The following is a 26,026-nucleotide window of genomic DNA, read 5'->3' as shown; positions in this document are numbered from 1 at the left end:
CTCTATATTCAGCAGCCTCAACAGACGAATAACCGGGACCACCCGGAGACCGCCTGATGAGCGAGCTTTTTTACAACGCCGTGCCGAATGCGACCCGTGTCGCCCCGCCACTGCCCGAGCCTCGGCAGTACCCCAGCGAGAAACCGTCACGGGTCTACCTGTTCGGGACCTGCGTGGTCGATTTGTTCTACCCGGAAGCCGGGATGGATGCGATCCACCTGCTGGAGCGCGAAGGCATTCGTGTCGAATACCCGCAAGGGCAAAGCTGCTGCGGACAACCGGCCTACACCTCGGGTTACACCGAACAGGCTCGGACAGTGGCGCGCTCGCAACTGGCGCTGTTTGCCGGCGACTATCCGGTGGTAGTGCCCTCAGGCTCTTGCGCGGGCATGCTGCGCGAACATTACGCCGACTTGTTCAAGGACGAGCCGGACACGTTGAAACAGGTCCAGGCCCTGGCGGCCAGAACCTACGAGCTGGCCGAGTTCCTGTTGTTTGTCTGCAAGGTGCAGCTCAAGGACGGCGGCGAGCCCGTAAAAGTGGCGCTGCACACCTCGTGCTCGGCACGCCGTGAAATGAACACCCACCTGCACGGCCGCGAGTTGTTGGCGCAGTTGAGCAATGTGGAGCGGGTCAACCACGATCACGAAAGTGAATGCTGTGGCTTTGGTGGGACATTCAGCGTCCGTATGCCAGACATTTCCGGCGCGATGGTGGCTGACAAGACCCGAGCGCTGAAGGAGTCCGGCGCGCACAAGGTATTGAGTGCCGACTGCGGCTGTTTGATGAACATCAACGGCTCGCTGGAAAAACAGCAGGAAGCGTTGCGCGGTCAGCATCTGGCCAGCTTCCTCTGGCAGCGAACCGGAGGTGTGAAATGAGCACCTCGACGATTATTCCTACGGTTGCCGTAGAAGAAGATTTCCGCACCCGCGCCCACAACGCACTGGGTGACCCGCAATTGCGAAGCAACTTTCGCAAGGCGATGGATTCACTGATGACCAAACGGGCAGCCGCTTTCAGCGATGCCCATGAAAGAGAACACTTGCGCGCACTGGGCAATGCAATCCGTGCCCGCGCGCTCTCCAAGTTGCCCGACCTGCTCGAGCAATTGGAACAGAACCTGACCCGCAACGGTGTGACAGTGCACTGGGCGGAAACGGTGGACGAGGCCAATGGCATCGTCCTCTCGATCATCCGCGCTCACGAGGGGCGGCAAGTGATCAAGGGCAAATCGATGGTCAGCGAAGAGATGGAGATGAACCATGTCCTCGCTGAACAGGGCATTGAATGCCTGGAATCGGACATGGGCGAGTACATCGTCCAGCTCGACCACGAGAAGCCTTCACACATAATCATGCCGGCAATCCACAAGAACGCCGGTCAGGTCGCGTCCTTGTTCCACGACAAACTTGGCGTGGAATACACCAAGGACGTAGACCAACTCATTCAGATCGGTCGCAGAGTCCTGCGGCAGAAATTCTTCGAAGCGGACATCGGCGTCTCCGGTGTCAACTTCGCCGTGGCCGAAACCGGCACCCTGCTGCTGGTGGAAAACGAAGGCAACGGTCGCATGACCACCACGGTGCCACCCGTGCACATCGCCGTCACCGGTATCGAAAAAGTCGTGGAAAACCTGCGTGATGTGGTGCCGTTGCTGTCGCTGCTGACCCGTTCAGCCTTGGGCATTCCGATCACCACCTACGTCAACATGATCTCCGGCCCGCGCAAGGAACATGAACTCGACGGCCCACAGGAAGTGCACCTCGTACTGCTCGATAACGGCCGCAGCCAGGCCTTTGCCGACAGCGAATTGCGCCAGACCCTGAACTGCATTCGCTGCGGCGCCTGTATGAATCATTGCCCGGTGTACACCCGAATCGGCGGTCATGCCTATGGGGAGGTTTACCCCGGGCCTATCGGAAAAATCATCACCCCGCACATGGTCGGCCTGGCGAAAGTCCCGGATCACCCGAGCGCCTCGTCGCTGTGCGGCGCCTGCGGTGAAGTCTGCCCGGTGAAAATCCCGATCCCTGCTTTGCTGCGGCGCCTGCGGGAAGAAAACGTCAAGGCCCCGGACAGCCCCCATCAAGTGATGCGCGGCCAGGGCAGCAAGTATTCGCGCAAGGAGCGGTTCATCTGGAACGCCTGGGCCAAGCTCAACAGTTCGCCGACGCTCTATCGCCTGTTCGGTTTCTTTGCCACCCGTTTGCGCGCCCTTACGCCGAGCAATGTCGGCCCGTGGACGCAAAACCACAGCGCACCGAAACCCGCTGCCCGCTCATTGCATGACATGGCCCGCGAGCACTTGGCCAAACAGGGAGAACGCCGATGAGCGCCAAACAAAATATCCTCGCCAAACTGCGTAAAAGCCTGACAGGCACAACGCCGGTGGCCGACAACTTCGATGTCGATCTGGTGACCCAGCCTTACACCTACGCGCCCGAGCAACGCATTGCGCAACTGCGCAAATTGATGGAAGCGGTGCACACGGAAATTCATCTGACGTCCGGCCAAGAGTGGCCGACGCTACTCGCGCAGTTGCTGCAGGACCGCCAGTTGCCAAGCCTGCTGATCGCACCGACAACGCCCCACGGTCAACGGATCACGCAGCACTGGGCGAATAATCCCGGCCTGCCAATGCTGAAAGCCTACGACCGCCCGGTTGAAGAATGGAAAGCCGAGCTGTTCAACGACACCCCGGCGAGCATCACTGGAACCCTCGGCGCCATCGCTGCCACGGGCAGCCTTATTCTCTGGCCGACCCGGGAAGAACCGCGCCTGATGAGCCTGGCGCCACCGGTGCATTTCGCCCTGCTCAAGGCCAGTGAAATCCGCGACAACTTCTATCAGGTGCAACAGGAATTCGAATGGGCCCAGGGCATGCCGACCAACGCATTGCTGGTGTCCGGCCCGTCGAAGACCGCCGACATCGAGCAAGTGCTGGCGTACGGCGCACACGGTCCAAAAGACCTGGTGGTACTGATCCTGGAGGACCAATGAGTCTACCGGCCGCTTTCCTGCGTGACGCACAGCAACTGATTCCCCAAGAGCGACGTTTCGACGACCCGCTGTCGACCCTGGCCTTCGGCACCGACGCCAGCTTCTATCGTTTGATTCCGCAACTGGTGATCCGCGTCGAGTCAGAAGACGAAGTGGTGGCACTGCTGCAACTGGCGCAAAGGGATCAGGTGCCGGTGACTTTCCGCGCCGCCGGCACCAGCCTGTCCGGCCAGGCGATCAGCGACTCGGTGCTGATCGTGCTGGGGGATAACTGGAACGGTCGCGAGATCCGCGGCCAAGGCACGCAAATCCGCCTGCAACCGGGGGTGATCGGCGCCCAGGCCAACGCCTGGCTGGCACCGTTCGGACGCAAGATCGGTCCGGACCCGGCCTCGATCAATGCCTGCAAGATCGGCGGGATCGTCGCCAACAATGCCAGCGGCATGTGCTGCGGCACCGCGCAAAACACCTATCACACCCTGGCCGGCATTCGTCTGGTGCTGGCCGATGGCAGTCGTCTCGACACCGAGGATGCCGCCAGCGTCACGGCGTTTCGCCAAAGCCACGCCGCGCTGCTGGAACGCTTGGCGATCCTGGGCCGCGAGACCCGCGCAAATACCGAGCTGGCTGCGAAAATTCGCCACAAATACCGTCTGAAAAATACCACCGGCCTGTCGCTCAATGCCCTGGTGGATTTCGACGAGCCTGTGGATATCTTGAGCCACTTGCTAGTGGGCTCCGAAGGCACACTCGGGTTCATCAGTGCCGTGACCTACGACACCGTGATCGACCACCCGAACAAGGCCTCGGCCCTGATTGTGTTCCCAGATGTCGAGACCTGCTGCAATGCAGTGTCTGTGCTGAAAAGCCAACCAGTGTCGGCCGTGGAACTGCTGGACCGGCGCAGCCTGCGCTCGGTACAGAACAAACCCGGCATGCCCGCTTTCGTACAGCACCTGTCGAACAATGCCTGTGCACTATTGATCGAATCCCGCGCCGCGTCGTCCACTTTGCTGCACGAGCAACTGGCGCAGATCATGGCGTCGCTCAAGGCGTTCCCGGTGGAAAAGCAGGTCGACTTCACCGAAGACCCGCAGGAAAACGCCCGTCTCTGGGCCATCCGCAAAGACACCTTTCCCGCCGTCGGCGCCGTGCGCAAGACCGGCACCACGGTGATCATCGAAGACGTCACCTTCCCGGTCGAACAACTGGCCATCGGCGTCAACCGCCTGATCGAGCTGTTCGACAAACATCACTACGACGAAGCGATCCTTTTCGGGCACGCCCTGGAAGGCAATCTGCACTTCGTCTTCACCCAAGGCTTCAACAGCCCGGAAGAAGTCGCACGCTATCAGGCGTTCATGGACGACGTGGCGCAACTGGTGGCGGTGGAGTTCGGCGGTTCGCTGAAGGCTGAACACGGCACCGGACGCAACATGGCGCCGTTCGTTGAACTGGAATGGGGCAGCGATGCCTACCAGTTGATGTGGCAGCTCAAACGACTGCTCGACCCCAATGGCATTCTCAACCCGGACGTGGTGCTCAGCGAAGATCCACAGATCCACCTCAAGCACCTCAAGCCCTTGCCCGCTGCTGACGAGATTGTGGACAAGTGCATCGAATGCGGCTTCTGCGAACCGGTCTGCCCGTCAAAAGGCCTGACCCTGAGTCCGCGTCAGCGCATCGTGATCTGGCGCGACATTCAGGCAAAGAAACGCGCGGGCATCGATACGTCCGAACTCGAAGCCGCCTTCGACTATCAAGGCATCGATACCTGCGCCGCCACCGGCCTGTGCGCACAACGTTGCCCTGTAGGCATCAATACCGGCGAGCTGGTGAAAAAGCTGCGCAGCCGGAAGGCGACGCATACGAAAACCGCTAACTGGCTTGAAGGACATTTCGCCACGGCACTGCAAGGTGCACGCTTCACCCTGCACGTGGCCAATGGTGCGCGGATGTTGCTGGGGGCACCGAGATTGGCGAAGTTGTCGGCGACGTTGACGCGCCTGTCCAAGGGTCAGGTCCCGCAATGGACCAACGCCATGCCTCAGCCTGAACGGCCGATTCGCTTCAGCCCGACGGTGACGGACGCGCGCCCGCGCGTGGTCTATCTGGCGGCCTGCGTATCCCGCGCCATGGGCCCGGCAGCGGGCGATACGGAGCAAATGTCGCTGCACGACAAGACCCGAGGCCTGCTGGAAAAGGCCGGCTACCAGGTAGTGTTCCCGGACAACCTCGACAACCTGTGCTGCGGCCAGCCATTCGCCTCCAAAGGCTACGCCGAGCAAGCCGAGCACAAACGACAGGAACTGATCGGCGCCCTGCTCCACGCCAGCCGTGGCGGGCTCGACCCGATCTACTGTGACACAAGCCCCTGCACCTTGCGCCTGGTTCAAGACCTTGGGGAAGTCCGTCTGGACCTGTACGACCCGGTGCGCTTCATCCGCACACACCTGATGGATCGCCTGGACTTCACGCCACAGGAGGCGCCGATCGCCGTGCACGTAACCTGCAGCACCCAACACCTCGGGGAAAGCCAGGCGTTGATCGACCTGGCGCGCAAGTGCAGCAAAAACGTGGTCATTCCCGAAGGTATTCACTGCTGCGGCTTCGCCGGCGACAAGGGCTTCACCACGCCGGAGCTGAACGCCCATTCGCTGCGCACGCTCAAGGATGCGGTGCAGCAGTGCAGCGAGGGGATTTCCACCAGCCGTACCTGCGAGATTGGCCTGACACAACACGGCGGAATCGACTACCACGGACTAGTCTATCTGGTGGACCGCGTTACCCAGGCCAGGGTGACCTGATGACGAGGCCTCAAGAAAGGCGCATTCAGGCGCCTGTCTAGTCGTTTCTTGTGGGCATCAACACAGAAAAACAGAACCCTGACGTGTCGCCGCAGTCCACTGATCAAGTCCCGCCAATGCGGGACTTTCCCAACACTCGGTAGACCGATTTGATGGCCAGCAATGCCTGGCCATCAGTTCAAGGAGAAACACATGAATCGTTCTGTGCTGTTAGGTCTGTTCGTTACTGCTTCCATGCTGGCTTCCACTTCATTTGCCGCTGAAGACCTTTGCGCGGTCAACCTGAAAACCATCGAAAACGGCAAGGCACAGATTCCTCCGGAAATGACTGACCAGGTAAAAGCCTCCGTCGAGCAAGCCAAAGCCGACCAGGCAAAAGGCACCAAGGAAGGCATTGATGATTGCATCGCCGAGACCAACGACATTATCAAGGCCGTCACAGACTCGAAAAAAGGCGCCAAGTAACTCGGCTCAAGGCCAACCTTCGGGTTGGCCTTTCGGGCCGCGTTGGCGTACATCAACAACGGAGTACTGGCAGCCGGGAGCTCAAAGCCCGGCCGTGCCCGATACGAAGCAAACCAAAACCCGCCAATTGCGGGTTTTGTTGCATCTGGGGGTCTGGATACGTGTAACCGCCCGCATCGCTGCAGAAGCTCGACACATTTTCTAAGAAAACCGAATTCTTGCGTTGAATCGTAGTCTTTGAGGTAGGCCCCATCAGATCGGGCGGACTTTTCGGGCTCGGCTTGGCCGTCTACTCATACGACAGCACTGAGACCATCAGCTCAAGGAGATACCCATGAAACGCACCACACTCGCTGGCCTGTTCATTGCTGCTGCCATGCTGGCCTCTCCTGTATTTGCTGCGGACAACAACCTCTGTACGAGCAAGCTGCAAGAGCTCAAAGGCAAAGTGAATGCGCTGCCGGCGAACTCCGCAAACACCACGATGGAGATCAAAAGACTGATGTCCAGCGCCGAAGCCTCACAAGCCTCCGGAGACGACAAAAAATGCGTCACCGAGGCCACCCAGGCATTGGCGCTCGCTGACAGACAGAGCACCCAACCAAACCCATGATCTGTGGTGGCCAACCTACGGGTTGGCCTTCCGGGGCGTGATGACGTACACTGTATATGCCTGCTGCTCACTTGATTCACAGAGCATCAGGCTCGGGGCCGTTTAGGATTCGACGCCGGTTGCGAAACTTTAGGTGCATGCCGAGTTGGTAACAGAACTCGTAAATCCACTGTTGCAACTACTTATAGTTGCCAATGACGATAACTACGGCCAGGAATTCGCTCTCGCTGCGTAAGCAGCCTTAGCCCTGAGCTTCTGGTACCTTCGGGTCCAGCAATCACCAGGGGATGTCTGTAAACCCAAAGTGATTGTCATATAGAACAGAATCGCCGTGCAGTACGTTGTGGACGAAGCGGCTAAAACTTACACAACTCGCCCAAAGCACCCTGCCCGTCGGGTCGCTGAGGGTTAACTTAATAGACACGGCTACGCATGTAGTACCGACAGCGGAGTACTGGCGGACGGGGGTTCAAATCCCCCCGGCTCCACCACTTCATCATCTAAAGACGTCCACGGACGTCTTTTTTTGTGCCTGAAATCCAGCAAAATCAAGGGTTTAAGCGCTACTGGGCGCTGGAGAGGTTTTTTGAGTTCCAGCCGTTTGGGTATTCCAAATGGTATTCCAAGCCATCCGGTGCTATTTTTTGGAATACCAAAACGGTGTCAGAGGTAGCTCTCATGCCTGCTCCAGCCCTTCGCCTTTCCGACCGCCAGCTCAAGGCAGTCAAGGCAAAAGACAAGGATTACGTCCTCAGCGATGGTGACGGCCTTCAGCTCCGAGTCAGGAGCAATGGCTCGATGCTGTGGAACTTCAACTACCGCGAGCCGGTAACCAAAAACCGTATCAATATGGGGCTGGGCACATACCCAGAGCTCTCGCTAGCGAACGCCAGGAAGAAAGTGGTGGAAGCACGCGAGCTGCTTGCACAAGGCATTGATCCCAAGGTGCAACGCAATGCACAGGACGAAGCCAAACGAGCGGAGACGGAACATACGTTCGAGAACGTGGCCACCGCCTGGTTCGAACTGAAGAAGGACTCCGTCACGCCGGCGTACGCCGAAGACATTTGGCGATCGCTCACGCTGCATGTATTTCCAGACCTGAAAACAACGCCGCTCTCGAAAATTACCGCACCGATGGTCATCGAACTGCTTCGCCCAATCGAGGCCAAAGGCAGCCTCGAGACAGTGAAGCGATTGAGCCAACGGCTCAACGAGATCATGACCTACGGGGTAAACTCCGGGCTGATTTTCGCTAACCCCCTCAGTGGCATTCGAGCGGTATTCAAGAAGCCCAAGAAAGAGAACATGGCCGCGCTACGACCCGAAGAGCTATCCGAGCTCATGGTGGAAATCGCGAATGCCAGCATCAAGCGGATCACCCGCTGCCTGATCGAATGGCAACTGCACACCATGACCCGTCCTGCTGAAGCGGCGACCACCCGATGGGCAGACATCGACTTCGACAAACGCATTTGGACCATCCCGCCGGAGCGCATGAAAAAGCGTCGTCCGCACACCATCCCGCTGACTGAACAGGCGCTCGGGCTGCTGGAGACACTCAAGCCCCATAGCGGCCACAGGGAGTACGTGTTTCCCGCGGACAGAAACCCGCGCACCCACGCCAATAGCCAGAGCGCCAACATGGCGTTGAAACGCATGGGTTTCCAGGACCGCTTGGTGAGCCACGGCATGCGCTCCATGGCCAGCACCATCCTGAACGAGCATGGCTGGGATCCGGAGCTGATCGAAGTCGCGCTGGCGCATGTCGACAAGGATGAAGTCCGTAGTGCCTACAACCGGGCGGATTACATCGAACGCCGGCGTCCGATGATGGCCTGGTGGAGTGAGCATATCCAGAAGGCGGCCACCGGCAGCCTGTCGGCATCTGCGATCAATCAAACCAGGGACCACAACGTCGTGCCGATACGGTGAGCGCTCACCGGACGCCGCCGGTAACCGAAAATAACTTCCCAGATAGAGTGATGGTTGATTTGGCGACAGCGGCGACACCGGCGACAACCGCGTAATACCTGGCCTGCAGCATGGCGACAGAAGTGGCGACTGTCGCCGTTGCAAGCCTCACTCTTGGGGCTTTTTCGGCCAAGCCCACGCGAGCGGTAAGGCTCCGCATTCCCACTCGCATGGGCTCTGCGTAATTGCATCTCACTTGACCACCTAATTGCATTGCCACTGACCAGTCATTTACATTCGCGCTGACCAGCCGTTTGCAGTTGATGGGGGTCAGCGGGTGCCACTCAGCGCGAGTGCGTCAGCCAAGCACTGAAGGACTGCAACCGACCCAATATAGCTGCCGGTGGCGAAAGGCAATAATTAGCCGAAACCTTAATTGACTGGCTAGCCCTGGAGTCCTTGCTAGTCAGAGATTGTCTGAGTCAGCTTGACTGGATTGGTAGGCTGTAAAGTAAAAGTACACTCTCAATAGGAATCCAGTCCACTCATGTATATTGTAATAGTAACTCGGGACACTTGAGACATGATTTTTTCCTTCGAGTATTAACGGACGGTTAGGACGCAGCACGTTGGAGGCATGGAGTTCTAAGCCGGTGTGGACAAATTTTGAGCGATGACCATATAGCTCTTTAAATTTTCGATTCATAGCCTCGCTCCCTCCTCCATAGGTATTGACAAAGTCATTAAATTTCTGACTTATTTTATATTCATCAATAATCAATGGTGTGTCGCATTTTCGGCAATTGATTTGATTTTCAGTTTTAGAGTGATCAAGAAGCGCTTCAATGGATGCAACATAAGCTATAAGCTCATATGAAACACCAAAATCACCATCAGCGTATCGCTCGTGAATTTCTCTGAAACGCAATGCATCGTGAAATCTTTTGGAAGCCTGGCGCCGTTTTAAATCACTGTCAATATGCCCTATCAACTCTCCAAGCCTTGCAGGAAAACATAGAAACCCATCTAATCTAAAATCCCTACGTTCCATCATAATAACTTCGCTAACATCTACTACGCTATCCGGCCCAGAAGGCATCCCTAACTTTGCTCCGTGAAGACCGTACAATGGAGTATCGTTTATATACTTCCCAGAAAATTCAGTATCTTCAACCAAGTGCTGGAAATTTTCAGCAGAAATCGCAACAACATCATCATTCTCCGAGATCAAAAAAAGCTCTTGAGATAATACCGTCAACGCTGAAACATATTTAATGGCATTTTTCTTTGCCTCGTAATCGAACTCCGATTTCGCCTCTCTATATTGCGCAGGAAAAATAAGATCACACCCACGCGACGAGGCAATCAAAAGCATTCCAAGTTTGTCGACATGGTAGTTCCCAGACAAAACACTGCCACATAAAACCTTAATTTTCGCATAGTAATCGAAGCCAACCCTATGCTCTTGTTGAAGCACTCTATCTTTGGTCGTGAGTATGGCATTAGTGATTTTATTTGCGTAATTTCCGAATGCTACGTTCTTTTCATAATCAAATAGTCGTAACTCCGCACAATTCAACCCTAGCGACGTATGGTTATAAAAACTCAAAACAGCTTCGAATTTACTGGAGGTCCAGCGCACTTTGTATTCGTAGATCTGTGGATTATCGGTGCTTCCATAGTTGTGCTGGCATGTTACAGGACCAATCTCATCTCTAAATGCGTCCCAAAGAAGCCCTAGAAAAATATTGACATGCTGCTTCTTTATGTTTAATTGAATTGCTTTAGGTGCAAGTTTGTAAACGTCTAAAAATGACATTAGATGCTCTCAGCGCTCTGATCGACATGTGCCATTTTCTTCTATTAACTTTCAAAAAAACAAGTTGTTTTTCTACATGATTCTAAATCGTGAGTCGTCCCGAATTTCGCAGTCACTCTCACCTTTGGAAGCCTTACGTGATTGACGTGTCAGCTCTTAGCCGATTGCTGATGCCAGTGAGGGCTGTAAAGGGCCCGTGAATGGGCCGGCTGTCGCAAGGTAGCAATCAGCTAATCTTAGCTTCTGCTCGCCACGGATACCCCCAGCTCACTCTAAATCAATACTTTCAGAATCGGAGCGCTACTCTGATGATATGCTTGTCTACTCAAATAATCACAACCAAGGAAACCGCGCGAATGGACACTGGTTTTATTGATCTAGAAATTTTGATTTCACGAATCCGTCATGCCCCTTCGAAGAAGTATTTTCTCGATTCCGTCAAAGCCTACAAAGCCGGGGCATTACGCGCGTCTCTCACCTCCGCATGGGTTGCACTGGTATACGACTTAATCGCAAAGTACCGTGAATTGAGCGCCCATGGCGATCTAGCAGCAACAGCATTTGTTCAGTTATGGGACACTGCCAATGCCTCTGATGACATAAAAAAGTTGCTACAACTGGAAGGCGAAATTGTCGAGCATGCGACGCGAACGACTCAAGTTATTAATAGTATCGCTCAAAAGCATCTATTTCGCCTTCGGGAAGATCGCCATCTTTGCGCGCATCCAGCATTCTCGGCAGAGGCTGAGCTTTTTGAGCCTTCGCCAGAACTGGTACGACTTCATCTCGTAAATGTGGTTGATTTAGTCCTATCTCGCGAGCCTCGACAAGGCAAAGCAATATTCGATGTCTTCAACGTTGACGTTCAATCACCAGGTTTCCCGGCAGAGCACTCGCACATTCTTGACTACGTTGAACAGCGCTATCTTGAGCGTGTCCGCACTACAAATATTCATAACTTCGGTACGGTGCTTGCTAAATCTTTGCTTAAAGGCGTACCTCTGGAGTGGGAAACGCATCAGAGCAAGATAATTTCTTCACTTGTAGCCTTGCAAGATCGTGCAATTAGCACTTGGCCTGACGTTTCAACCACCATCATCAGACTAATCGACAACATCGAACCGGAACATCGGCCACGTGCCATTGCTTTCCTAGCCTCATTTCCGATTTTCTGGGAATCATTGCAGGCTTCTACTCAAACAGCACTTCAAGAAACGGCGGCAAATTTGGACCCCGGCACGTTGAGTAACTATCGCATTCTCGTGGGTGTAAGACTTCCACAATTTCGTACTGCTTTGCTGAATGTTATTGCTGATCTTGACGCGAGATCCCTAATTGATGCAGTTGCGCAGCGGCCAATCCCCGAGCTTTGGACTCGCGGAATTGCTATATACGGCAATTCTGGGGGCTTCCGTGGCTCAGAGGATAATTTCCGAAGGCTCATTTTGCCTTTCGCGGGTCGACTTGATAGCAGTCAAGTGGGTCAACTGCTAGACGCGGTCATGGAGAATTCTCAAAACTGGGACGCGGGAGAAACACCCAGTCTCTTATTAGGTGTATTACGCAATGTGTTGGCTGAAAATCACCCGTCTGCCGACTCGAAGAATCGTTTCTTTTTGAGATGCCAGGATATCTATAGGACCCAAGACTATGAACCAGTGCTCGACATCCTTCGGAGTAATGGCTGGGTTGAACCTGCGATAGAACCAAGTGAATAAACTGGCCATCGGTGGGAGCAAATTTGGCGGACATGCAGCGTCCGCTTTTGGCCGTTCTCCGCCGGTCGTCACTACGGCGTGTGCTGGTCAGGTCGAATGCAATTCGACTGGTCAGTGACAATGCAAATGGTCAAGTCCATGCAATTACGCAGGCTCACATTAAAAACCGACGAACGACCACCCGACTATAGAAAACCACCGACCTCCAAGGTCTTCCAGCGCTACCGATTGGCGCAAGAGTCGTCCCCAAAATACTGTTGACCGCGATCAGAACGAGCGCTAAACAAGAACCGTACAAGCGCTGTCCTCGACAGCAGCCAGGTAGCCAGAACCTTTGAGGCTACGCCACATCGTGGTGGTTTTCCCCAAGTGCGATTAGCGTCCGGCGGCTCGCACGGTCACAGCGATGTGATGGATGCCACTTCTTCCAGAATGCCCACTGCGGCAACTCATACCCCCTCCTGGCTGCTCTGCAGCAACTTATCCGCTTGGCTATATCTTGCGCCAACCTTTTGCCCGTCTCTTTGCCCCCTAAAGAGACGGGCGCATCTCACACTGCTGCAGCCCTGCTCGCACGAGCCTTTGCGGCTTTCCCCCCACGTGACAATCGGCGTGACAAACACCGAAAAGTCACCAGTAACAGCGATGCCGATGACGGTGCCGCAGCCCAGGAAATGGACTGCACCTGACTGACAGTCAGGCATGCCCCGGCCATCACCTCGCTGCCTTCACCCGACTCAGGATCTCGCGGCACCGGTCTCGTCAGCCAGTGCAGCCTCCACCCGCCCACCGTTATCGGTGTTCAGGAAGCCAGATCATGAGATGCCCAAGCTCCCGGTCGTAAAGAGCCGCCAGTCCCGCGTTAGTGGACAACCCTCACAGGTCGCAGGGGCCTTGATCCCTGATAACACTCAACAACCGTGGCGGGATGAGTGAGGACGAAGTCGATAATCCCAGGAGAATTGCGATGCAATTGTGCGAAGCGTTCGAGCCACCACAACCATTGCTGGAATACCAGCAGACGCCACTGCCCTACCCGGTCGAAGCACTCGGGGAACTATTGGGCCCTGCGGTCGAACGACTGGCCGAGGTTATCGGCGTGCCCTGCGCCATGGCTGCACAATCGGTGCTGGCTACCACGGCCTTGGCGAGCCAGGGTCATGCCAATGCCCAACTCGACGGTCGAACCTATCCGCTGTCCCTCTACCTACTGACGGTGGCGTCCTCGGGTGATCGCAAAAGCGCGGTGGATCAGCTAGCACTGAAAGCGGCGCGCGACTGGGAACGACAGCAGTGGACCCTGTATGCGGAGAAGCTCAAAGCCTATCGCGCAGCCAGCATCATCATGGCCAAACCCAAAACCTCAAAGAAACACTCGGATACGGAAGGCGGTGAGCTATCCGAGCCGGTACCGCCGCGATTGATCATTGCCGAGCCGACCATTGAGGCCCTGGTCAAAAGCCTGTGCCATGGCTTGCCCAGCATGGGCTTGTTCAATGATGAAGGTGGCCAGTTCTTGGGCAGCAGCACCATGAGCAAAGAGAATCGGCTCAAGGCGATCACTACCTTGTCGACACTATGGGATGGCAGCCCGATCGACCGGGCGCGCTCCATGGGTGGAGAAAGCCTGCGCGCCTATGATCGCCGCCTCAGCCTGCATCTGATGCTGCAACCCTACTTGGCCATCCAGCTGTTCAAAGACCCGGTGATCAATGGCCAAGGCATCCTCGGCCGTTGCCTGATCAGTTGGCCCGAGCGCCTGGCCGGCCAGCGACTCTATAAGGCGATCGACCTGACTCAAGATGCCAAAGTCCAGCGCTACCAACACCGGATCACCGCCCTACTGCAAAAGCCCTGGTCGCTCCACAAGGATGGATCACTCAATCCCACCACGCTGGAGCTGACTCCCCGTGCCCGTCGTGCCTGGATTGATATTCACGACACCATCGAGTGCCAGTCTGGCGAATTCGGCGAGCTAGCCGGCGTCCAGCCTGTCGCGAGCAAGGCCGCGGCGAATGTACTGCGTATCGCGGGAGTGCTGGCCATGGTTGAAGAGGCCAGTGCGTTGGACGAAGGACACATCCAGCGCGCCTCCACGCTGATGGATTACTACCTGGCCGAGATTCAGCGCCTGACCGAACAGGAGCCGGTCAATAGCCGACGCGAGGAAGCGGATCGGCTGCTGCGCTGGTTGATGCAGAAAGGCTGGACCCACTTCACCATCCGCGACGTTAATCGCAACGGCCCTCGTTTTGCCCGCAAGAGCGCTGACCATACCGCCTCTTTATTGGTCGTGCTGATCACTCATCGCTGGTTGAGCAGTCGCGACGGAAAAACTTTCGAGGTCCGCCATGTTCCGCCTCAATGACGCGGTGCGCCGCTACCAAGCGCAACACCAATCGCAACCTGAATCGCGGCATGTCGCCGCTTCTGTCGCTACCCTGTCGCCACGCGCCAGGCCAGAAACGACGCGGGTTGTCGCCACTGTCGCCGTTGTCGCCACACCACCCTTTGAGCCTGCCAACCTCGCCCGGCTGATCGAGCAACTGCGTGAGGAAGGGGCACTGCTGCAACACCACGAGAACGCCCTCCTGATCCGCCCGACACACTGGCAGCAGGTGGACAGGCTCAGCCCCCACTGGAAAGCCCTGCTGCTCTTTCTGCAAACAAACGAAAACGGTGATGATGATGGCTCTGGTCGGTCGGCGTGATGGTCGCAACTTTGGCTACGGCCGCCAACTGAGCTACGCCGGCCCACTGGCGCTAAAGGATCTGTTTGCCGACGGCCACTTCGCCACGGTCAAAGCACATAGCGATCGCTGGCAAGCGTTCGTGCGTTGGTGTCGGTCAGAGGACGGACCCGGTTACAACGATGCGCGCCAGATCGATCGACAGACGCTGCAAGACTACGCCGCTTACCTGCGCCAGCAGATCCAGCAAGGCGAACTCTGCATCGCTACCGCGCAGAACCGTCTGAGCAGTGTTAACCGCACCCTCGCCGCGCTGCGCGGTGATCAGGACGTGAGGATCGCCAGCCCGAGTCAGGCGTTGGGACAGCAGCGTTCGAGCGTACGCACCCGCGCGCCGGATGGCCAAGACCACCAACAGGTCCGACGAGTACTCGAAGCGCTTTGCGAACAGCAACACGAGCGGGTGGCCGCGATTGTCCTGTTGGCCCGAGCAACCGGCATGCGCCTGCGCGAGGCGATCCTCGTTGACCTGCCACGCTTGCACCGCGAAGCCGAACGACTCGGTCGCATCAACATTCAGGACGGCACCAAAGGCGGTCGTTCAGGGGCTTCAGCGCCACGATGGATCGCTGCTAACGAAGAGGTGAAGGCAGCGCTGCAGTTGGCTCGTCAGGCGTCGCCGACCGGCAGTCGCAACTTGCTGGCCCGAGACGAAAGCTACGCCGCGTTTCTGCAACAGACCGTGCTCCCCGCCCGTGAAACGCTGCATAAATACGGGCTGAAGGGCTTTCATGAACTGCGAGCAGCCTACGCTTGTGAGCGTTACAAGCAGCTCACCGGGCATGCCGCACCGATCAACGGTGGCCACTTCCATCGCATTGACCGCGACCTTGATCGACAGACGCGGCAACAGATCAGCGTTGAACTCGGGCATAACCGAATCGATGTAGTTTCGGCCTACATTGGAGGGAGAGCGTGACCAAGCCCTTCGATATGGCGCTGTTCCTGAGCGGCGTACTGTCCGGCTCGAAGGTCACGCAACAACGCCACCTACGGCAAGCCCAAATCATGCAAACGGCGATCCAGCAACGATGGCAATGCAAGAATCCCTGGGCGTGGCAGCGCAAGCATTTGCGCTGGTTCCTGGCGCACCACCTACAAGAGCGCTCTGGGGCAACAAGATATTACTATCATCTCACTGCACTGCTAATCATGAAGCGATTGGGAAACAACTGGCTGTTACATTGATACTTGTTGAGTGGGCTGGCGTCTCAGGCCCAGAATCCGAAGCAGCGACATTTGATCATCGTTACCCAGTAACTATCCAGACCTGTTCACCTACCCGATCGACACTGAGGATGACGTAGTCGAGGCGGAGCTCAGTGGTACCCCTATCGACTAATTAGCAGCTAACTACATATCGGACATTCCCGCAGAAGCGCCTTTATCGCAAAAAACTTTACAGTAAATAAGTTTTCGCTAGCGCCTCGTTTCAGGCATCATCTAGACAAGCTCACACCCAGGAATGCTAATGCCGCTCCCCAAACATGAAGCCCTCCTCAGGCTACGCGCGATAGAGCTAATCAGCTATTGGGAGGGCCGCCTGGTCACCACTCAGTTGATGACATGGTTTGGGATCAGCCGCCAGCAAGCTTCTTCCGACATCAATCGCTATAACAGCGAATTCAATCCAGACTCTCTAATTCACAGCCCTGCAGTTAAAGGCTATGTCCCGACGGCTGGCTTTCAGCCCGTACTGAGTGCGGGACACATCAATGAGTACATGACACTTATCGGCGAGCAATCTGATCAGCCCGTGTCTGAAATTTCCGAAGCCCACCCCAGCGTCACTACTGTCCAACTTCCAGATCGTGCAGCACGCCCTGAAGTGGTTCGCGAGTTAATCAGAGCCTGCCGCAATGCCAGCAGCCTCAAAATACTCTACGCCTCCATGTCCAACCCAAAAATTCATGAACGTGTGATTTCACCTCACACTCTCGTTTATACGGGTTTCCGCTGGCACGTTCGCGCTTGGTGCCATAAGCGCCTGGCCTTCTGCGACTTTTTACTCTCACGTATCTACCGCACGCCAAAATCGTGCGACGCTCAGGCCCCCTTATCGAGTACAGACAGTGGCTGGCACGACCAGGTCAACCTGACACTGATCCCTAATGAACTGCTCAGCGATGCCCAAAAGTCTTTGGTTGAACGCGATTTTGGTATGCCCGAAGGCCGCCTACAGCTGACCGTTCGCACAGCACTTGCCCACTACACTCTTCAACGGTATCAGGCTGCCATCACCTCAGAAGAAGCCGAGCGAGTACGCGAGCATCCATTGCAATTGCTTCCAGCTGATCGCGCCAAGCTAACTCCCCTCCTCTTTAGCAGTGATGGGGAATAGGCATGCATAGTTTCCATTACGACTCTGACTTAATCGGCGGCTCGTTGCAGGTGCGTGAATCACGCATCGTTGCAGACCTGCTGCTGCAGGACGCCAGCCCCGAGCAATGGTATGAGGTCATACAGCAACAGAACCGGCTGCAGAAACGCGCACCAGCTTCGGCCAAGCGTGTGGCTCAAGCCATCCGCAAGCGTCTGGAGCGATTGGATGCCCCCTTCTGGCGGGCAATTCGAGATGGCGATGATGAACTCGCTACCCAAGCGGTGTTCTGCTCGGTCTTGGAGCGCAACCTGCTCCTCGTCGAATTCATCGAGACCGTCCTCAAAGACGCTTTCGTAACCCGCGCCGGCGTGCTCGAACCCTACCACTGGAATGAGTTTCTAGATGAACGTAGCCATCGAGATTCGACCATCACCACATGGGCGGAGTCCAGCCGTAAGAAGATGGCGCAGGTCGTCTACCGCATGCTGGCCGAGGTCGGCCTGTTGAAAAGCACCCGCAACATGGAACTACAAAACCTAATGATCCGGTCAGAGGTCCGCGTATTGCTGGATGACAGCTACCGCTATCGCATAAAAGCCTGTTTGGAAGTATCCAATGCCACCGGACAGTAGCCGTGGAATAAGGAGTGTTCGCATGAATCAGCAACTGCAGGATCGGCTAAACCAGATCCCGGACAAGATCCTCACCGAAGAGTTCTTGAAGAGCCAAGGGTTGGGCAATGAGCTCGGTTTCTGGATCTTCGACTATTCCCCCGAGGATGAGCTGCAGGTGCGCGAATACCTCAGTTTCCTGCAGGGCTTCCTTGCCAAGAAGCACAGTCAGCTCAAAGTGGCTCACATCAATCTGCTGCAGGCTATGCGCGAATATCTGGATCAACGCAGCTTCACTGAAAAAGCCATTCAGATGCAGCAAACCAAAGGTGACCTCGCGTTGCTCAAGGCGCTGTCCGGACCGCTGCATATGGACAAATTCGCGCCCTTTCTAATGGAACACAGCGACGCCGATCAACACGACGTGGTGCTAATCAGTGGTGTGGGCTCAGTTTGGCCGGTTCTTCGCGCCCACAACCTTCTCAACAAGCTACACGCGCTGCTTGGCCACAAGCCACTGGTTCTTTTTTACCCCGGTCATTACTCAGGGCAGTCACTCGCCTTGTTCGACCGCATTCCCAGCAACAACTACTACCGCGCCTTCAAGCTGGTTCCCTGATCAATAAGGACGATTGCCGTGAGCATTAAAGATATTTTCTTCAAGGAACTCGATCGCCCGATCAACGGCGTGGTTAAGGCGGATCAGTCCGACGACGCAACCGTGCACCAAGAGCTGGATGAATACGTTGTCACCAACGAGCTGGAAAAACACTTCCGCAGCTTCTTCGAATCCTACAGTACTGACTTGAACGATCCCTCCATCGCCAACCGCGTGGGCGTATGGATCAGCGGTTTCTTCGGCTCGGGTAAGTCGCACTTCCTCAAGACCTTGTCATACCTGCTGGCCAACATCGAAGCGCGCGACAACCAGGGCAACGCTCGCAAGGCTGTTTCCTTCTTTGATGCGAGCAAACTGCGTGATGCCACCATCCGTGCCGACATCGACAAGGCCGTTGCCAACTGTGCCGATGTCATCTTGTTTAACATCGACAGCAAAGCCAGCTCCAACGATGCTGGCAACCCGATCCTCAATGTTTTCCTACGGGTGTTCAACGAGCATCAAGGTTTCAGTGGCGACCATCCCCACATCGCCCACATGGAGCGTCATCTGGCCCAGCGCGGCGTCTATGAGCGATTCAAGCAAGCCTTTAATGATTCCACCGGGATGGACTGGACTGAGGAGCGTGATGGCTATCAGTTCTACCAGGATGACATTGAGCAAGCGGTAGCCGCAGCCCTCGATCTGTCTGCTGAGGCCGCGCACAAATGGTTCGAAGATTCCGAGCAAACGTTTAGCGTCTCAGTCGAGAACTTCTGCAACTGGGTGCGGGAATACCTCGACACCCAGCCAGCCAAACACCGCGTGCTGTTCCTAGTGGACGAAGTCGGCCAGTTCATCGGCAGCGACACCAAACTGATGCTAACCCTGCAGACCATCACCGAAAACCTCGGCACCATCTGCAAAGGCCGCGCCTGGATCATCGTCACCTCTCAGGCCGATATGGATGCCGTACTGGGCGAGCTGTCCGCCTCCAAGGCCAACGACTTCTCGAAAATTGCCGGGCGCTTCAAAACCCGACTTTCACTGTCCAGCTCCAACACTGACGAGGTCATCCAGAAGCGTCTGCTGCGTAAAACACCGGAAGCTGAAGCCGAGCTACGCGCCCTCTGGGAACAAAAAGGCGACATCCTGCGCAACCAGATTACCTTCGACCGCTCCGGCCCGACCCTGAAGAACTTCGATGGCCCGGAAAGCTTCATCAGCAACTACCCCTTCGCGCCGTACCACTTCCAGCTGGTGCAAAAGGTCTTCGAGGAAATTCGCAAGGTCGGTGCCACCGGAGCGCACCTGGCCTACGGCGAGCGTTCCATGCTCGATGCCTTCCAGATGGCAGCCATGGCCATTGCGGAGAAACCGCTCGGCGCGCTGATTCCCATGTACAGCTTCTACCGCGCCGTCGAAGGCTTCCTCGATACAGCCGTCAAGCGCACCATCGACCAAGCGGGCGAAAGCAGCGTCCTCGACGCCTTCGACGTACAAATCCTGCGCACCCTGTTCATGATCCGCTATGTCGACTTGATCAAGGGCACCCTCGACAACCTCGTCACCCTCTCCATTGAACAGGTCGACGAAGACAAACTAGCGCTTCGTCGCCGCATTGAAGAAACCCTCCAGCGCCTTGAAAAGGAAAGCCTGATCACCCGCAACGGTGACGAATTTGTCTTCCTCACAAACGAGGAACGCGACATCACCCGCAAGATCAAGGCCACAGAGATCGCCGGTTCAGAAGAGAACAAGGCACTGTCGGACCTGGTCTACAAAGACCTGCTCAAGGACAAGAACAAGTTCCGCTACAGCGTCAATAAGACCGACTACAGCATTGGTCGCTACCTGGACGGCCACAGCCTGGAAGGCCGTTACGAGCACGATCTGCGTGTCGAAGTCATCTCGCCACTGGATCTCGACTACGCTCTCTATGGCGAAGCCGGTTGCATCAATAAAAGCAACGAAGCTCCTGCCGGCATGGCACTGTTCAAATTGTCTGACAGCAAGGATTTCTTCACCGAGCTGCGCACTTGGCTGAAGACCAACAAGTTCATCCGTCTCAACGACGACGGAAGCCAGCCTGAGCTGAGCAAAATCCTCGCCGAACGCGGCCGCGAGAACCAGGAGCGTAAAAAGCGCCTGCGTTTGCTGCTGGAAGAGCTGGCAGAGCGCGCAGAAGTCTATGCGCAGGGACAGCACCTGAAGCTTAACAGCAACAATATCCTCAGCAAGTTCGATGAAGCGTGCCAGTACCTCCTTGAAAATACCTTCACAAAACTGGGCTACCTGCGAGTGCTACAGCAGGAGCCCGAGCGTGAACTACACGCCATTCTGCACACCAACGACATCGGCCAACTCGGCCTGACCCTCGATGGTGACGAAGGCAATCCGCAGGCCATCAAGGAAGTTGAACAGTTCATCTCACTGCGCGCCTCCGGTAACGAACGCTTGCTGGTAGCCGACATTATCGAACGTTTCAGTAAGCGCCCCTATGGTTGGCCGGACGGAGAGATCTTGCTGATCCTCGGTCGCCTGGCCGCCTCCAACCGCATTTCGTTCCACGCTGCAGGCCCCAGCATGCCGCTGTCGGACGCGCTCGAGTACCTCACCAACAGCCGCAAGCGTCGTGAAATCTCGGTGCAGAAGAAACGCCAGACCGATGAAGGACTGCTCAAGCAAGCACGTAATCTGACCCAAGAGCTGTTCAACGCCCTTGGCCCCGCGGGCGAGAAGGAATTATTCGAGTATTACTCCGGACACTTCGGAAGCTGGCGCACCAACCTGGAAAAATACAAAGCAACGGTTAGCGCCGGGCGTTTTCCTGGCAAAGAAGCCGTCGAAAAAGCTCTGCTCAGCCTACAGCGCCTGCTCAGTAACACTGACAGCGTCGATTTTTTCAAGGCCGTGGTCGACAACAAGGATGACTTCCTAGATCTGGAAGAGGACTACCGTGACTTACACGAGTTCTTCACCAACCAGCTGCATACCTGGCAGCAACTGCAGCAAGCCTTGCGTCGTTTCGACAAGAACAAACCAGCGCTGGATAAAGACGAGAAAGCTCGTAAAGCGCTGGCCGATCTGAAAGCCATTGAACAGAACACCACGCCCTACGGTCAGCTGCACCAGGTCGCTACTTTGGTTGAAACCGTAGAAGCCACAAACGCCGCCATCCTCACTGAAAAGCGTCAACATGCCCTAGTTCGTGTCGACGAGAAAATCACCCAATTGCAGGCCGAGATTGCTAAGAGCGGTATCGAAACCGCAGAACTGAGTAACCGCCTGCTTCGCCCGCTGCAGCTGGTCAAGGCAGATCTGGAGACCGAAACCAGCATCGCCAACATCTACATGTTACAAACCCAGACTGCCGACGAGCGCCTACACGACGGTGTGTTTGAACTAGAGCGTGCTATTCAGGCCGAGTCCGAACGGCAGCAGAAGCTTCAGCAGGAGCAGGCCAAGGCCGCAGCGAGCGGCGTCAAAGAAGACCGAGCGCCTGCCCTCGTGCCAACCTCAAATCCTGTAGCGCCGCCCAAACCGGTAGTCGAGGTGGCAGCGACCAGCGTGTTCAACAAACTAGGGAATGGCCTGTATCTAGAAAGCCAGAGCGATATCGATCGCTTTGTTGAGGCCCTCAAGGCCGAGCTAGAAAGTGCCATCAAACAAGACAAACGCATTTGTATTCGCTGACCCAGCGCGACCTGTAGGAGCGAGACACCACCTCCAGGCCGCAGCAAAGCATCAAGACCAGCTCAAGTACAATTAGGGAAAGCCCATATGAACACCAACACCATCAAACGCTACGCCCCCAAGGCACGCACCGCCTTCATTGCCACAATGACCAAGCGCGCAGCGCTATTTGGCATCCGCGAATCCAGCATCCCTAGCACGGGCATCGAGCCGCTGGAGCTGAAAGGTGATTTAGCGCTGATCGGCGATCGACCTTTCCCAGCCAACATCATTCGCCCCCGCGCTGCATTGGTGAAAAAGGTTGAACAAATGGGCTTCACCCAGGCCATGGAGCAGGCGGCTTACAGCTGGTTCAACCGCCTTTGTGCTATCCGCTACATGGAGCTCAAGGGGTATTTGGATCACGGCCGACGTGTGCTCAGTCATCCAGAACATTCAGGGGGCTTACAGATCCTTGATGAGTGCCTGGATGTCGAGTTGGAGGGCCTGGACAAGCAGCGTATCGCCGAGCTGAAACTGGACGGCACAAAAGACGAAGAACTCTACCGTGAGCTACTGCTCGCCCAATGTCATGCCCTTCACCAGGCCATGCCCTTCCTGTTCGAGGCGGTCGACGACGCCCTTGAACTGCTGCTGCCGGACAACCTGACCAAGACCGACTCGCTTATTCGCGAGCTGATCAACGCCATTCCCGAAGAGGACTGGCAGGACGTGGAAATCATCGGCTGGCTTTACCAGTTCTACATTTCCGAGAAAAAGGACCAGGTTATCGGCAAAGTGGTAAAGAGCGAGGACATCCCAGCCGCCACCCAACTGTTCACCCCCAACTGGATCGTCCAATACCTAGTGCAGAACTCCGTGGGCCGCCAATGGTTGCAAACCTACCCGGACTCGCCGCTGAAAGCGAAGATGCCCTACTACATCGAGCCAGCGGAACAGACCCCAGAAGTGAAGGACCAATTGGCCGCAATCACACCCGAAAGCATCGACCCGCTAACCATCAAGGTGCTCGACCCTGCCTGCGGGTCCGGACATATTCTGGTTGAAGCCTACAAGGTGCTCAAGGCCATCTACGAAGAGCGCGGTCACCGTTCCCGTGATATTCCGCAGCTGATACTCGAACACAACCTGTTCGGTCTGGATATCGACGACCGCGCCGGCCAGCTTGCCGGTTTCGCGCTGATGATGCTGGCCCGCGAGGACGACCGTCGAATCTTCACTCGCGAGGTCAAGCTCAACGTCCTGTCCCTGCAAGAAAGCAGCCATCTTGACCTCCCCAACTTGTGGAAAGCCCTCAATCTCACCAATGACTGGCAGTGCGGCCAGTCACAGAACCTATTTGATAGCGAGCAGACCGAACTTGGTGTTGCCAGCGGTGATAACCGCTACCAGCTGCTGAAAACTACCCTGGATCGCTTCATTCAGGCTAAGACTTTCGGTTCGTTGATCGAGGTGCCTGCCAAGGAAGCCGAACTGCTGGGCGATCTACTTCAGCAGTTACGACAATTGGCCCAAGATGGCGATGTAATGCAAAAGCCCGCAGCAGAGCAGTTAATTCCCTATGTGCTGCAAGCCTGGGTATTGGCTCAACGTTATGACGCCGTGGTGGCAAACCCGCCGTACATGGGGCACAAAGGTTTAAATTCAGAGCTAAAAAAAATCATATCTGAAAAATATGAAGAATACAAAACTGACTTATTTTCTGTTTGTGCATCCAGATTTGAAAGGCTTTCCAGGAATTATGGCTCAATTTCGTTTATGACTCCGTTTACATGGATGTTTTTAAAGTCATTTGAACAGATGAGAACCGACGTAAGCGTAAGGGGATGCATGACCTCATTGATAGAGCCTGAGTATCATGCATTTTTTGAATCGGCTTTTGTTCCGATCTGTGCTTTTTCGTATATTAGAGGCCCCGTTGAAAATTATAAGACGTGCTTCATTAAGCTTTCTGAATTTTACGGCATGGAAAATCAAGCACCAAAAACCGTTGAGGCCGCTAAAAATCATGACTGCGAATGGAGATATGACTTATCCTGCAGTAGTTTTGAAGCTATTCCGGGGAGGCCATTTTGCTACTCATTAGAAAAACCAATTATTGACTCATTCCGAGAGGGTGTGGCTCTTGGTGACATGGGAGTAGCCATCAAAGGTCTTGACACATGTGACAATGATCGCTTTATGCGCCTTTGGCATGAAGTCAGCTTAGAAAAAATTGGCTTTGGATTTTCCGACGTATCAGAAACTATATCATCAAGTAAAAAATGGTTCCCATACTCAAAAGGAGGTCCGTATCGAAAGTGGTATGGTAACTACGAGCACGTGGTGAACTGGGAGGATAACGGAAGAGAGATAAAAGATTATAAAGACTCTGATGGAAAACTGAAGTCGAGACCTCAGAGCACTCATATGTACTTCAAAAAAGGGTTAACCTTTGGAGCTATTACCAGCTCAGATTTTTCATGCCGATATATGGAGTCAAGTATATTTGGCGGCGGCGGCAATGCAATATTCGTCAACCATGAAAAATATATTCTCGGACTTCTTAACTCCGTCGTCTGCAAAAAACTAACCAATGCTTTAAATCCAACACTTAACATGCTCGTCGGAGACTTACTAAAAGTTCCAATAATATTCAAAGCCACAAACTCAGACGACACAACAAAAAACGTAGAGCAACTAATTTCAATCCAAAAAGAAATATGGGATTCTAAAGAATCCTCTTGGGAATTTAAAGCCCCTATTTTTTCTCCAGAAACCACAAACAGCTTAAAACACAGCCTTTATTTGTCGGAGGCGAGACTTAACGACCTTCGCACCAAGCTGCTTAATAATGAAGAAAAAAATGATCGCTATTTTTGCGACCTGTATAACATTAACTACAAAAAAATCAACTTAGAAAGCAGTGAACTTAATGAAATAAATAGCCCTATAGAGCCGCTTATTTCATACGCACTTGCCTGCATCATGGGTCGCTACTCCCTTGACCGAAAAGGGCTAGTCTACGCCCATGCCGGCAACGAGGGCTTTGCCGAACTGGTTGCCGAAGGCGCTTATAAGACCTTCCCCGCCGACACAGACGGCATCCTGCCGTTGACCGATCAGGAATGGTTCGCCGACGATGCCACCAACCGTTTCCGCGAGTTTGTCCGTGCCGTCTGGGGCGAAGAAAACTTGCAGGAAAACCTCGACTTCGTCGCCGAGAGCCTGTGCCTCTATGCGATTAAGCCCAAGCGTGGTGAGTCGGCACTGGACAGCATCCGCCGCTACCTGTGCACCCAGTTTTTCAAAGATCACCTCAAGTCCTACAAGAAACGCCCCATCTACTGGCTGTTCAGCTCCGGCAAGCACAAGGCCTTCGAGTGTCTGGTCTACCTCCACCGCTACAACGAACGCACTCTCGCGCGCATGCGTACCGAGTACGTCATTCCCCTCACCGCCAAACTCAATACCTACACCAACAAGCTTGAGCAAGACATCGTCGCGAGTACCAGCACCGCCGAAAAAAAGGCCCTGGAAAAACAACTCGCCACCCTGCACAACCAACAAGCTGAACTCGCCACCTTCGACGAAAAACTCCGTCATTACGCCGACCAACGCATCAGCCTAGATCTGGATAAGGGAGTGAAGGTGAACTACGGCAGATTCGGCGACTTGCTGGCTGAGGTTAAAGTAATCACTGGCGGCACTTCCGAATAAGGATATCCAC

At 55.2% G+C, this 26,026-nt stretch carries 18 protein-coding genes and 1 other RNA gene; 18 read left to right on the top strand and 1 reads right to left on the bottom strand.

The window, feature by feature from the left end; all coding sequences use genetic code 11:
- The first annotated feature begins 56 nt into the window (after positions 1 to 56).
- The 8 genes from KGB20_RS23150 to KGB20_RS23115 all read left to right on the top strand — a co-directional run bounded on the left by KGB20_RS23150 (position 57) and on the right by KGB20_RS23115 (position 8,823).
- The gene (locus KGB20_RS23150) at positions 57 to 881 is read left to right on the top strand and encodes a (Fe-S)-binding protein (RefSeq protein WP_057716491.1); all 825 of its coding nucleotides are present in this window, start codon (positions 57 to 59) and stop codon (positions 879 to 881) included.
- Positions 878 to 2,335, top strand: a complete 1,458-nt coding sequence (locus KGB20_RS23145) for a LutB/LldF family L-lactate oxidation iron-sulfur protein (protein ID WP_057716492.1) — start codon at positions 878 to 880, stop codon at positions 2,333 to 2,335. Before KGB20_RS23150 ends, KGB20_RS23145 begins: the two co-directional genes overlap by 4 nt.
- Complete coding sequence (locus KGB20_RS23140; protein WP_102669031.1) at positions 2,332 to 3,003, top strand: lactate utilization protein C; 672 nt, start codon at positions 2,332 to 2,334, stop codon at positions 3,001 to 3,003. The genes KGB20_RS23145 and KGB20_RS23140 overlap by 4 nt, the downstream gene beginning before the upstream one ends.
- Complete coding sequence (locus tag KGB20_RS23135; protein ID WP_154946589.1) at positions 3,000 to 5,810, top strand: FAD-binding and (Fe-S)-binding domain-containing protein; 2,811 nt, start codon at positions 3,000 to 3,002, stop codon at positions 5,808 to 5,810. The genes KGB20_RS23140 and KGB20_RS23135 overlap by 4 nt, the downstream gene beginning before the upstream one ends.
- A gap of 192 nt (positions 5,811 to 6,002) precedes the next feature.
- Positions 6,003 to 6,275 (top strand): hypothetical protein, encoded by a 273-nt coding sequence (locus KGB20_RS23130; RefSeq protein WP_090453013.1) that lies wholly within the window; start codon positions 6,003 to 6,005, stop codon positions 6,273 to 6,275.
- A gap of 334 nt (positions 6,276 to 6,609) precedes the next feature.
- A complete protein-coding gene (locus KGB20_RS23125; protein WP_057716496.1) occupies positions 6,610 to 6,888 on the top strand; it encodes a hypothetical protein in 279 nt (92 codons plus the stop codon).
- Positions 6,889 to 6,982: 94 nt separating this feature from the next.
- Positions 6,983 to 7,379, top strand: a transfer-messenger RNA (tmRNA) gene (ssrA, locus tag KGB20_RS23120).
- Positions 7,380 to 7,566: 187 nt separating this feature from the next.
- Positions 7,567 to 8,823 carry an integrase domain-containing protein gene (locus KGB20_RS23115; RefSeq protein WP_223533050.1) on the top strand — a complete coding sequence of 419 codons (1,257 nt, stop codon included), beginning with the start codon at positions 7,567 to 7,569 and terminating at the stop codon, positions 8,821 to 8,823.
- Positions 8,824 to 9,268: 445 nt separating this feature from the next.
- Here KGB20_RS23115 and KGB20_RS23110 read toward each other — a convergent pair whose 3' ends face one another.
- The gene (locus KGB20_RS23110; RefSeq protein ID WP_223533044.1) at positions 9,269 to 10,621 is read right to left on the bottom strand and encodes a hypothetical protein; all 1,353 of its coding nucleotides are present in this window, start codon (positions 10,619 to 10,621) and stop codon (positions 9,269 to 9,271) included.
- Between the two features lie 356 nt (positions 10,622 to 10,977).
- Between KGB20_RS23110 and KGB20_RS23105 the strand changes: the two genes are divergently transcribed.
- The 10 genes from KGB20_RS23105 (at position 10,978) to pglX (ending at position 26,016) form a co-directional block, all read left to right on the top strand.
- Positions 10,978 to 12,339: a hypothetical protein gene (locus tag KGB20_RS23105; RefSeq protein WP_223533043.1), complete on the top strand. Its 1,362-nt coding sequence runs from the start codon at positions 10,978 to 10,980 to the stop codon at positions 12,337 to 12,339.
- Positions 12,340 to 13,306: 967 nt separating this feature from the next.
- Positions 13,307 to 14,707, top strand: a complete 1,401-nt coding sequence (locus KGB20_RS23100; RefSeq protein WP_223533042.1) for a YfjI family protein — start codon at positions 13,307 to 13,309, stop codon at positions 14,705 to 14,707.
- Positions 14,691 to 15,050 carry a hypothetical protein gene (locus tag KGB20_RS23095; RefSeq protein ID WP_223533040.1) on the top strand — a complete coding sequence of 120 codons (360 nt, stop codon included), beginning with the start codon at positions 14,691 to 14,693 and terminating at the stop codon, positions 15,048 to 15,050. The genes KGB20_RS23100 and KGB20_RS23095 overlap by 17 nt, the downstream gene beginning before the upstream one ends.
- Complete coding sequence (locus tag KGB20_RS23090; protein ID WP_223533048.1) at positions 15,028 to 16,008, top strand: integrase domain-containing protein; 981 nt, start codon at positions 15,028 to 15,030, stop codon at positions 16,006 to 16,008. The genes KGB20_RS23095 and KGB20_RS23090 overlap by 23 nt, the downstream gene beginning before the upstream one ends.
- The gene (locus KGB20_RS23085) at positions 16,005 to 16,277 is read left to right on the top strand and encodes a hypothetical protein (protein ID WP_223533038.1); all 273 of its coding nucleotides are present in this window, start codon (positions 16,005 to 16,007) and stop codon (positions 16,275 to 16,277) included. Before KGB20_RS23090 ends, KGB20_RS23085 begins: the two co-directional genes overlap by 4 nt.
- A gap of 283 nt (positions 16,278 to 16,560) precedes the next feature.
- Complete coding sequence (locus KGB20_RS23080; RefSeq protein WP_223533036.1) at positions 16,561 to 17,430, top strand: WYL domain-containing protein; 870 nt, start codon at positions 16,561 to 16,563, stop codon at positions 17,428 to 17,430.
- Between the two features lie 2 nt (positions 17,431 to 17,432).
- Positions 17,433 to 18,044 carry a DUF1819 family protein gene (locus KGB20_RS23075; RefSeq protein WP_223533034.1) on the top strand — a complete coding sequence of 204 codons (612 nt, stop codon included), beginning with the start codon at positions 17,433 to 17,435 and terminating at the stop codon, positions 18,042 to 18,044.
- 22 nt (positions 18,045 to 18,066) lie between these two features.
- Positions 18,067 to 18,642, top strand: coding sequence for a DUF1788 domain-containing protein (locus KGB20_RS23070; RefSeq protein WP_223533032.1), 576 nt, complete (start codon positions 18,067 to 18,069; stop codon positions 18,640 to 18,642).
- 18 nt (positions 18,643 to 18,660) lie between these two features.
- The gene (gene brxC, locus KGB20_RS23065; RefSeq protein WP_223533030.1) at positions 18,661 to 22,317 is read left to right on the top strand and encodes a BREX system P-loop protein BrxC; all 3,657 of its coding nucleotides are present in this window, start codon (positions 18,661 to 18,663) and stop codon (positions 22,315 to 22,317) included.
- A gap of 87 nt (positions 22,318 to 22,404) precedes the next feature.
- Positions 22,405 to 26,016, top strand: coding sequence for a BREX-1 system adenine-specific DNA-methyltransferase PglX (pglX, locus tag KGB20_RS23060; protein WP_223533027.1), 3,612 nt, complete (start codon positions 22,405 to 22,407; stop codon positions 26,014 to 26,016).
- Positions 26,017 to 26,026: the final 10 nt, after the last annotated feature.

This window comes from Pseudomonas sp. BF-R-30, assembly GCF_019956175.1.
Classification (GTDB): Bacteria; Pseudomonadota; Gammaproteobacteria; order Pseudomonadales; family Pseudomonadaceae; genus Aquipseudomonas; species Aquipseudomonas jessenii.
This window is presented reverse-complemented; position numbering and strand designations above follow the sequence as displayed.

Excerpts from the sequence above, each read along its gene's own strand:
- KGB20_RS23145 (WP_057716492.1), top strand. The coding sequence starts at position 878 with ATGAGCACCTCGACGATTATTCCTACGGTTGCCGTAGAAGAAGATTTC.
- KGB20_RS23075 (WP_223533034.1), top strand. The coding sequence starts at position 17,433 with ATGCATAGTTTCCATTACGACTCTGACTTAATCGGCGGCTCGTTGCAG.
- KGB20_RS23070 (WP_223533032.1), top strand. The coding sequence starts at position 18,067 with ATGAATCAGCAACTGCAGGATCGGCTAAACCAGATCCCGGACAAGATC.
- KGB20_RS23080 (WP_223533036.1), top strand. The coding sequence starts at position 16,561 with ATGCCGCTCCCCAAACATGAAGCCCTCCTCAGGCTACGCGCGATAGAG.
- pglX (WP_223533027.1), top strand. The coding sequence starts at position 22,405 with ATGAACACCAACACCATCAAACGCTACGCCCCCAAGGCACGCACCGCC.
- KGB20_RS23110 (WP_223533044.1), bottom strand. The coding sequence starts at position 10,621 with ATGTCATTTTTAGACGTTTACAAACTTGCACCTAAAGCAATTCAATTA.
- KGB20_RS23150 (WP_057716491.1), top strand. The coding sequence starts at position 57 with ATGAGCGAGCTTTTTTACAACGCCGTGCCGAATGCGACCCGTGTCGCC.
- KGB20_RS23090 (WP_223533048.1), top strand. The coding sequence starts at position 15,028 with ATGGCTCTGGTCGGTCGGCGTGATGGTCGCAACTTTGGCTACGGCCGC.
- KGB20_RS23100 (WP_223533042.1), top strand. The coding sequence starts at position 13,307 with ATGCAATTGTGCGAAGCGTTCGAGCCACCACAACCATTGCTGGAATAC.
- KGB20_RS23115 (WP_223533050.1), top strand. The coding sequence starts at position 7,567 with ATGCCTGCTCCAGCCCTTCGCCTTTCCGACCGCCAGCTCAAGGCAGTC.
- KGB20_RS23140 (WP_102669031.1), top strand. The coding sequence starts at position 2,332 with ATGAGCGCCAAACAAAATATCCTCGCCAAACTGCGTAAAAGCCTGACA.
- KGB20_RS23125 (WP_057716496.1), top strand. The coding sequence starts at position 6,610 with ATGAAACGCACCACACTCGCTGGCCTGTTCATTGCTGCTGCCATGCTG.
- KGB20_RS23095 (WP_223533040.1), top strand. The coding sequence starts at position 14,691 with ATGTTCCGCCTCAATGACGCGGTGCGCCGCTACCAAGCGCAACACCAA.
- KGB20_RS23105 (WP_223533043.1), top strand. The coding sequence starts at position 10,978 with ATGGACACTGGTTTTATTGATCTAGAAATTTTGATTTCACGAATCCGT.
- KGB20_RS23135 (WP_154946589.1), top strand. The coding sequence starts at position 3,000 with ATGAGTCTACCGGCCGCTTTCCTGCGTGACGCACAGCAACTGATTCCC.
- KGB20_RS23130 (WP_090453013.1), top strand. The coding sequence starts at position 6,003 with ATGAATCGTTCTGTGCTGTTAGGTCTGTTCGTTACTGCTTCCATGCTG.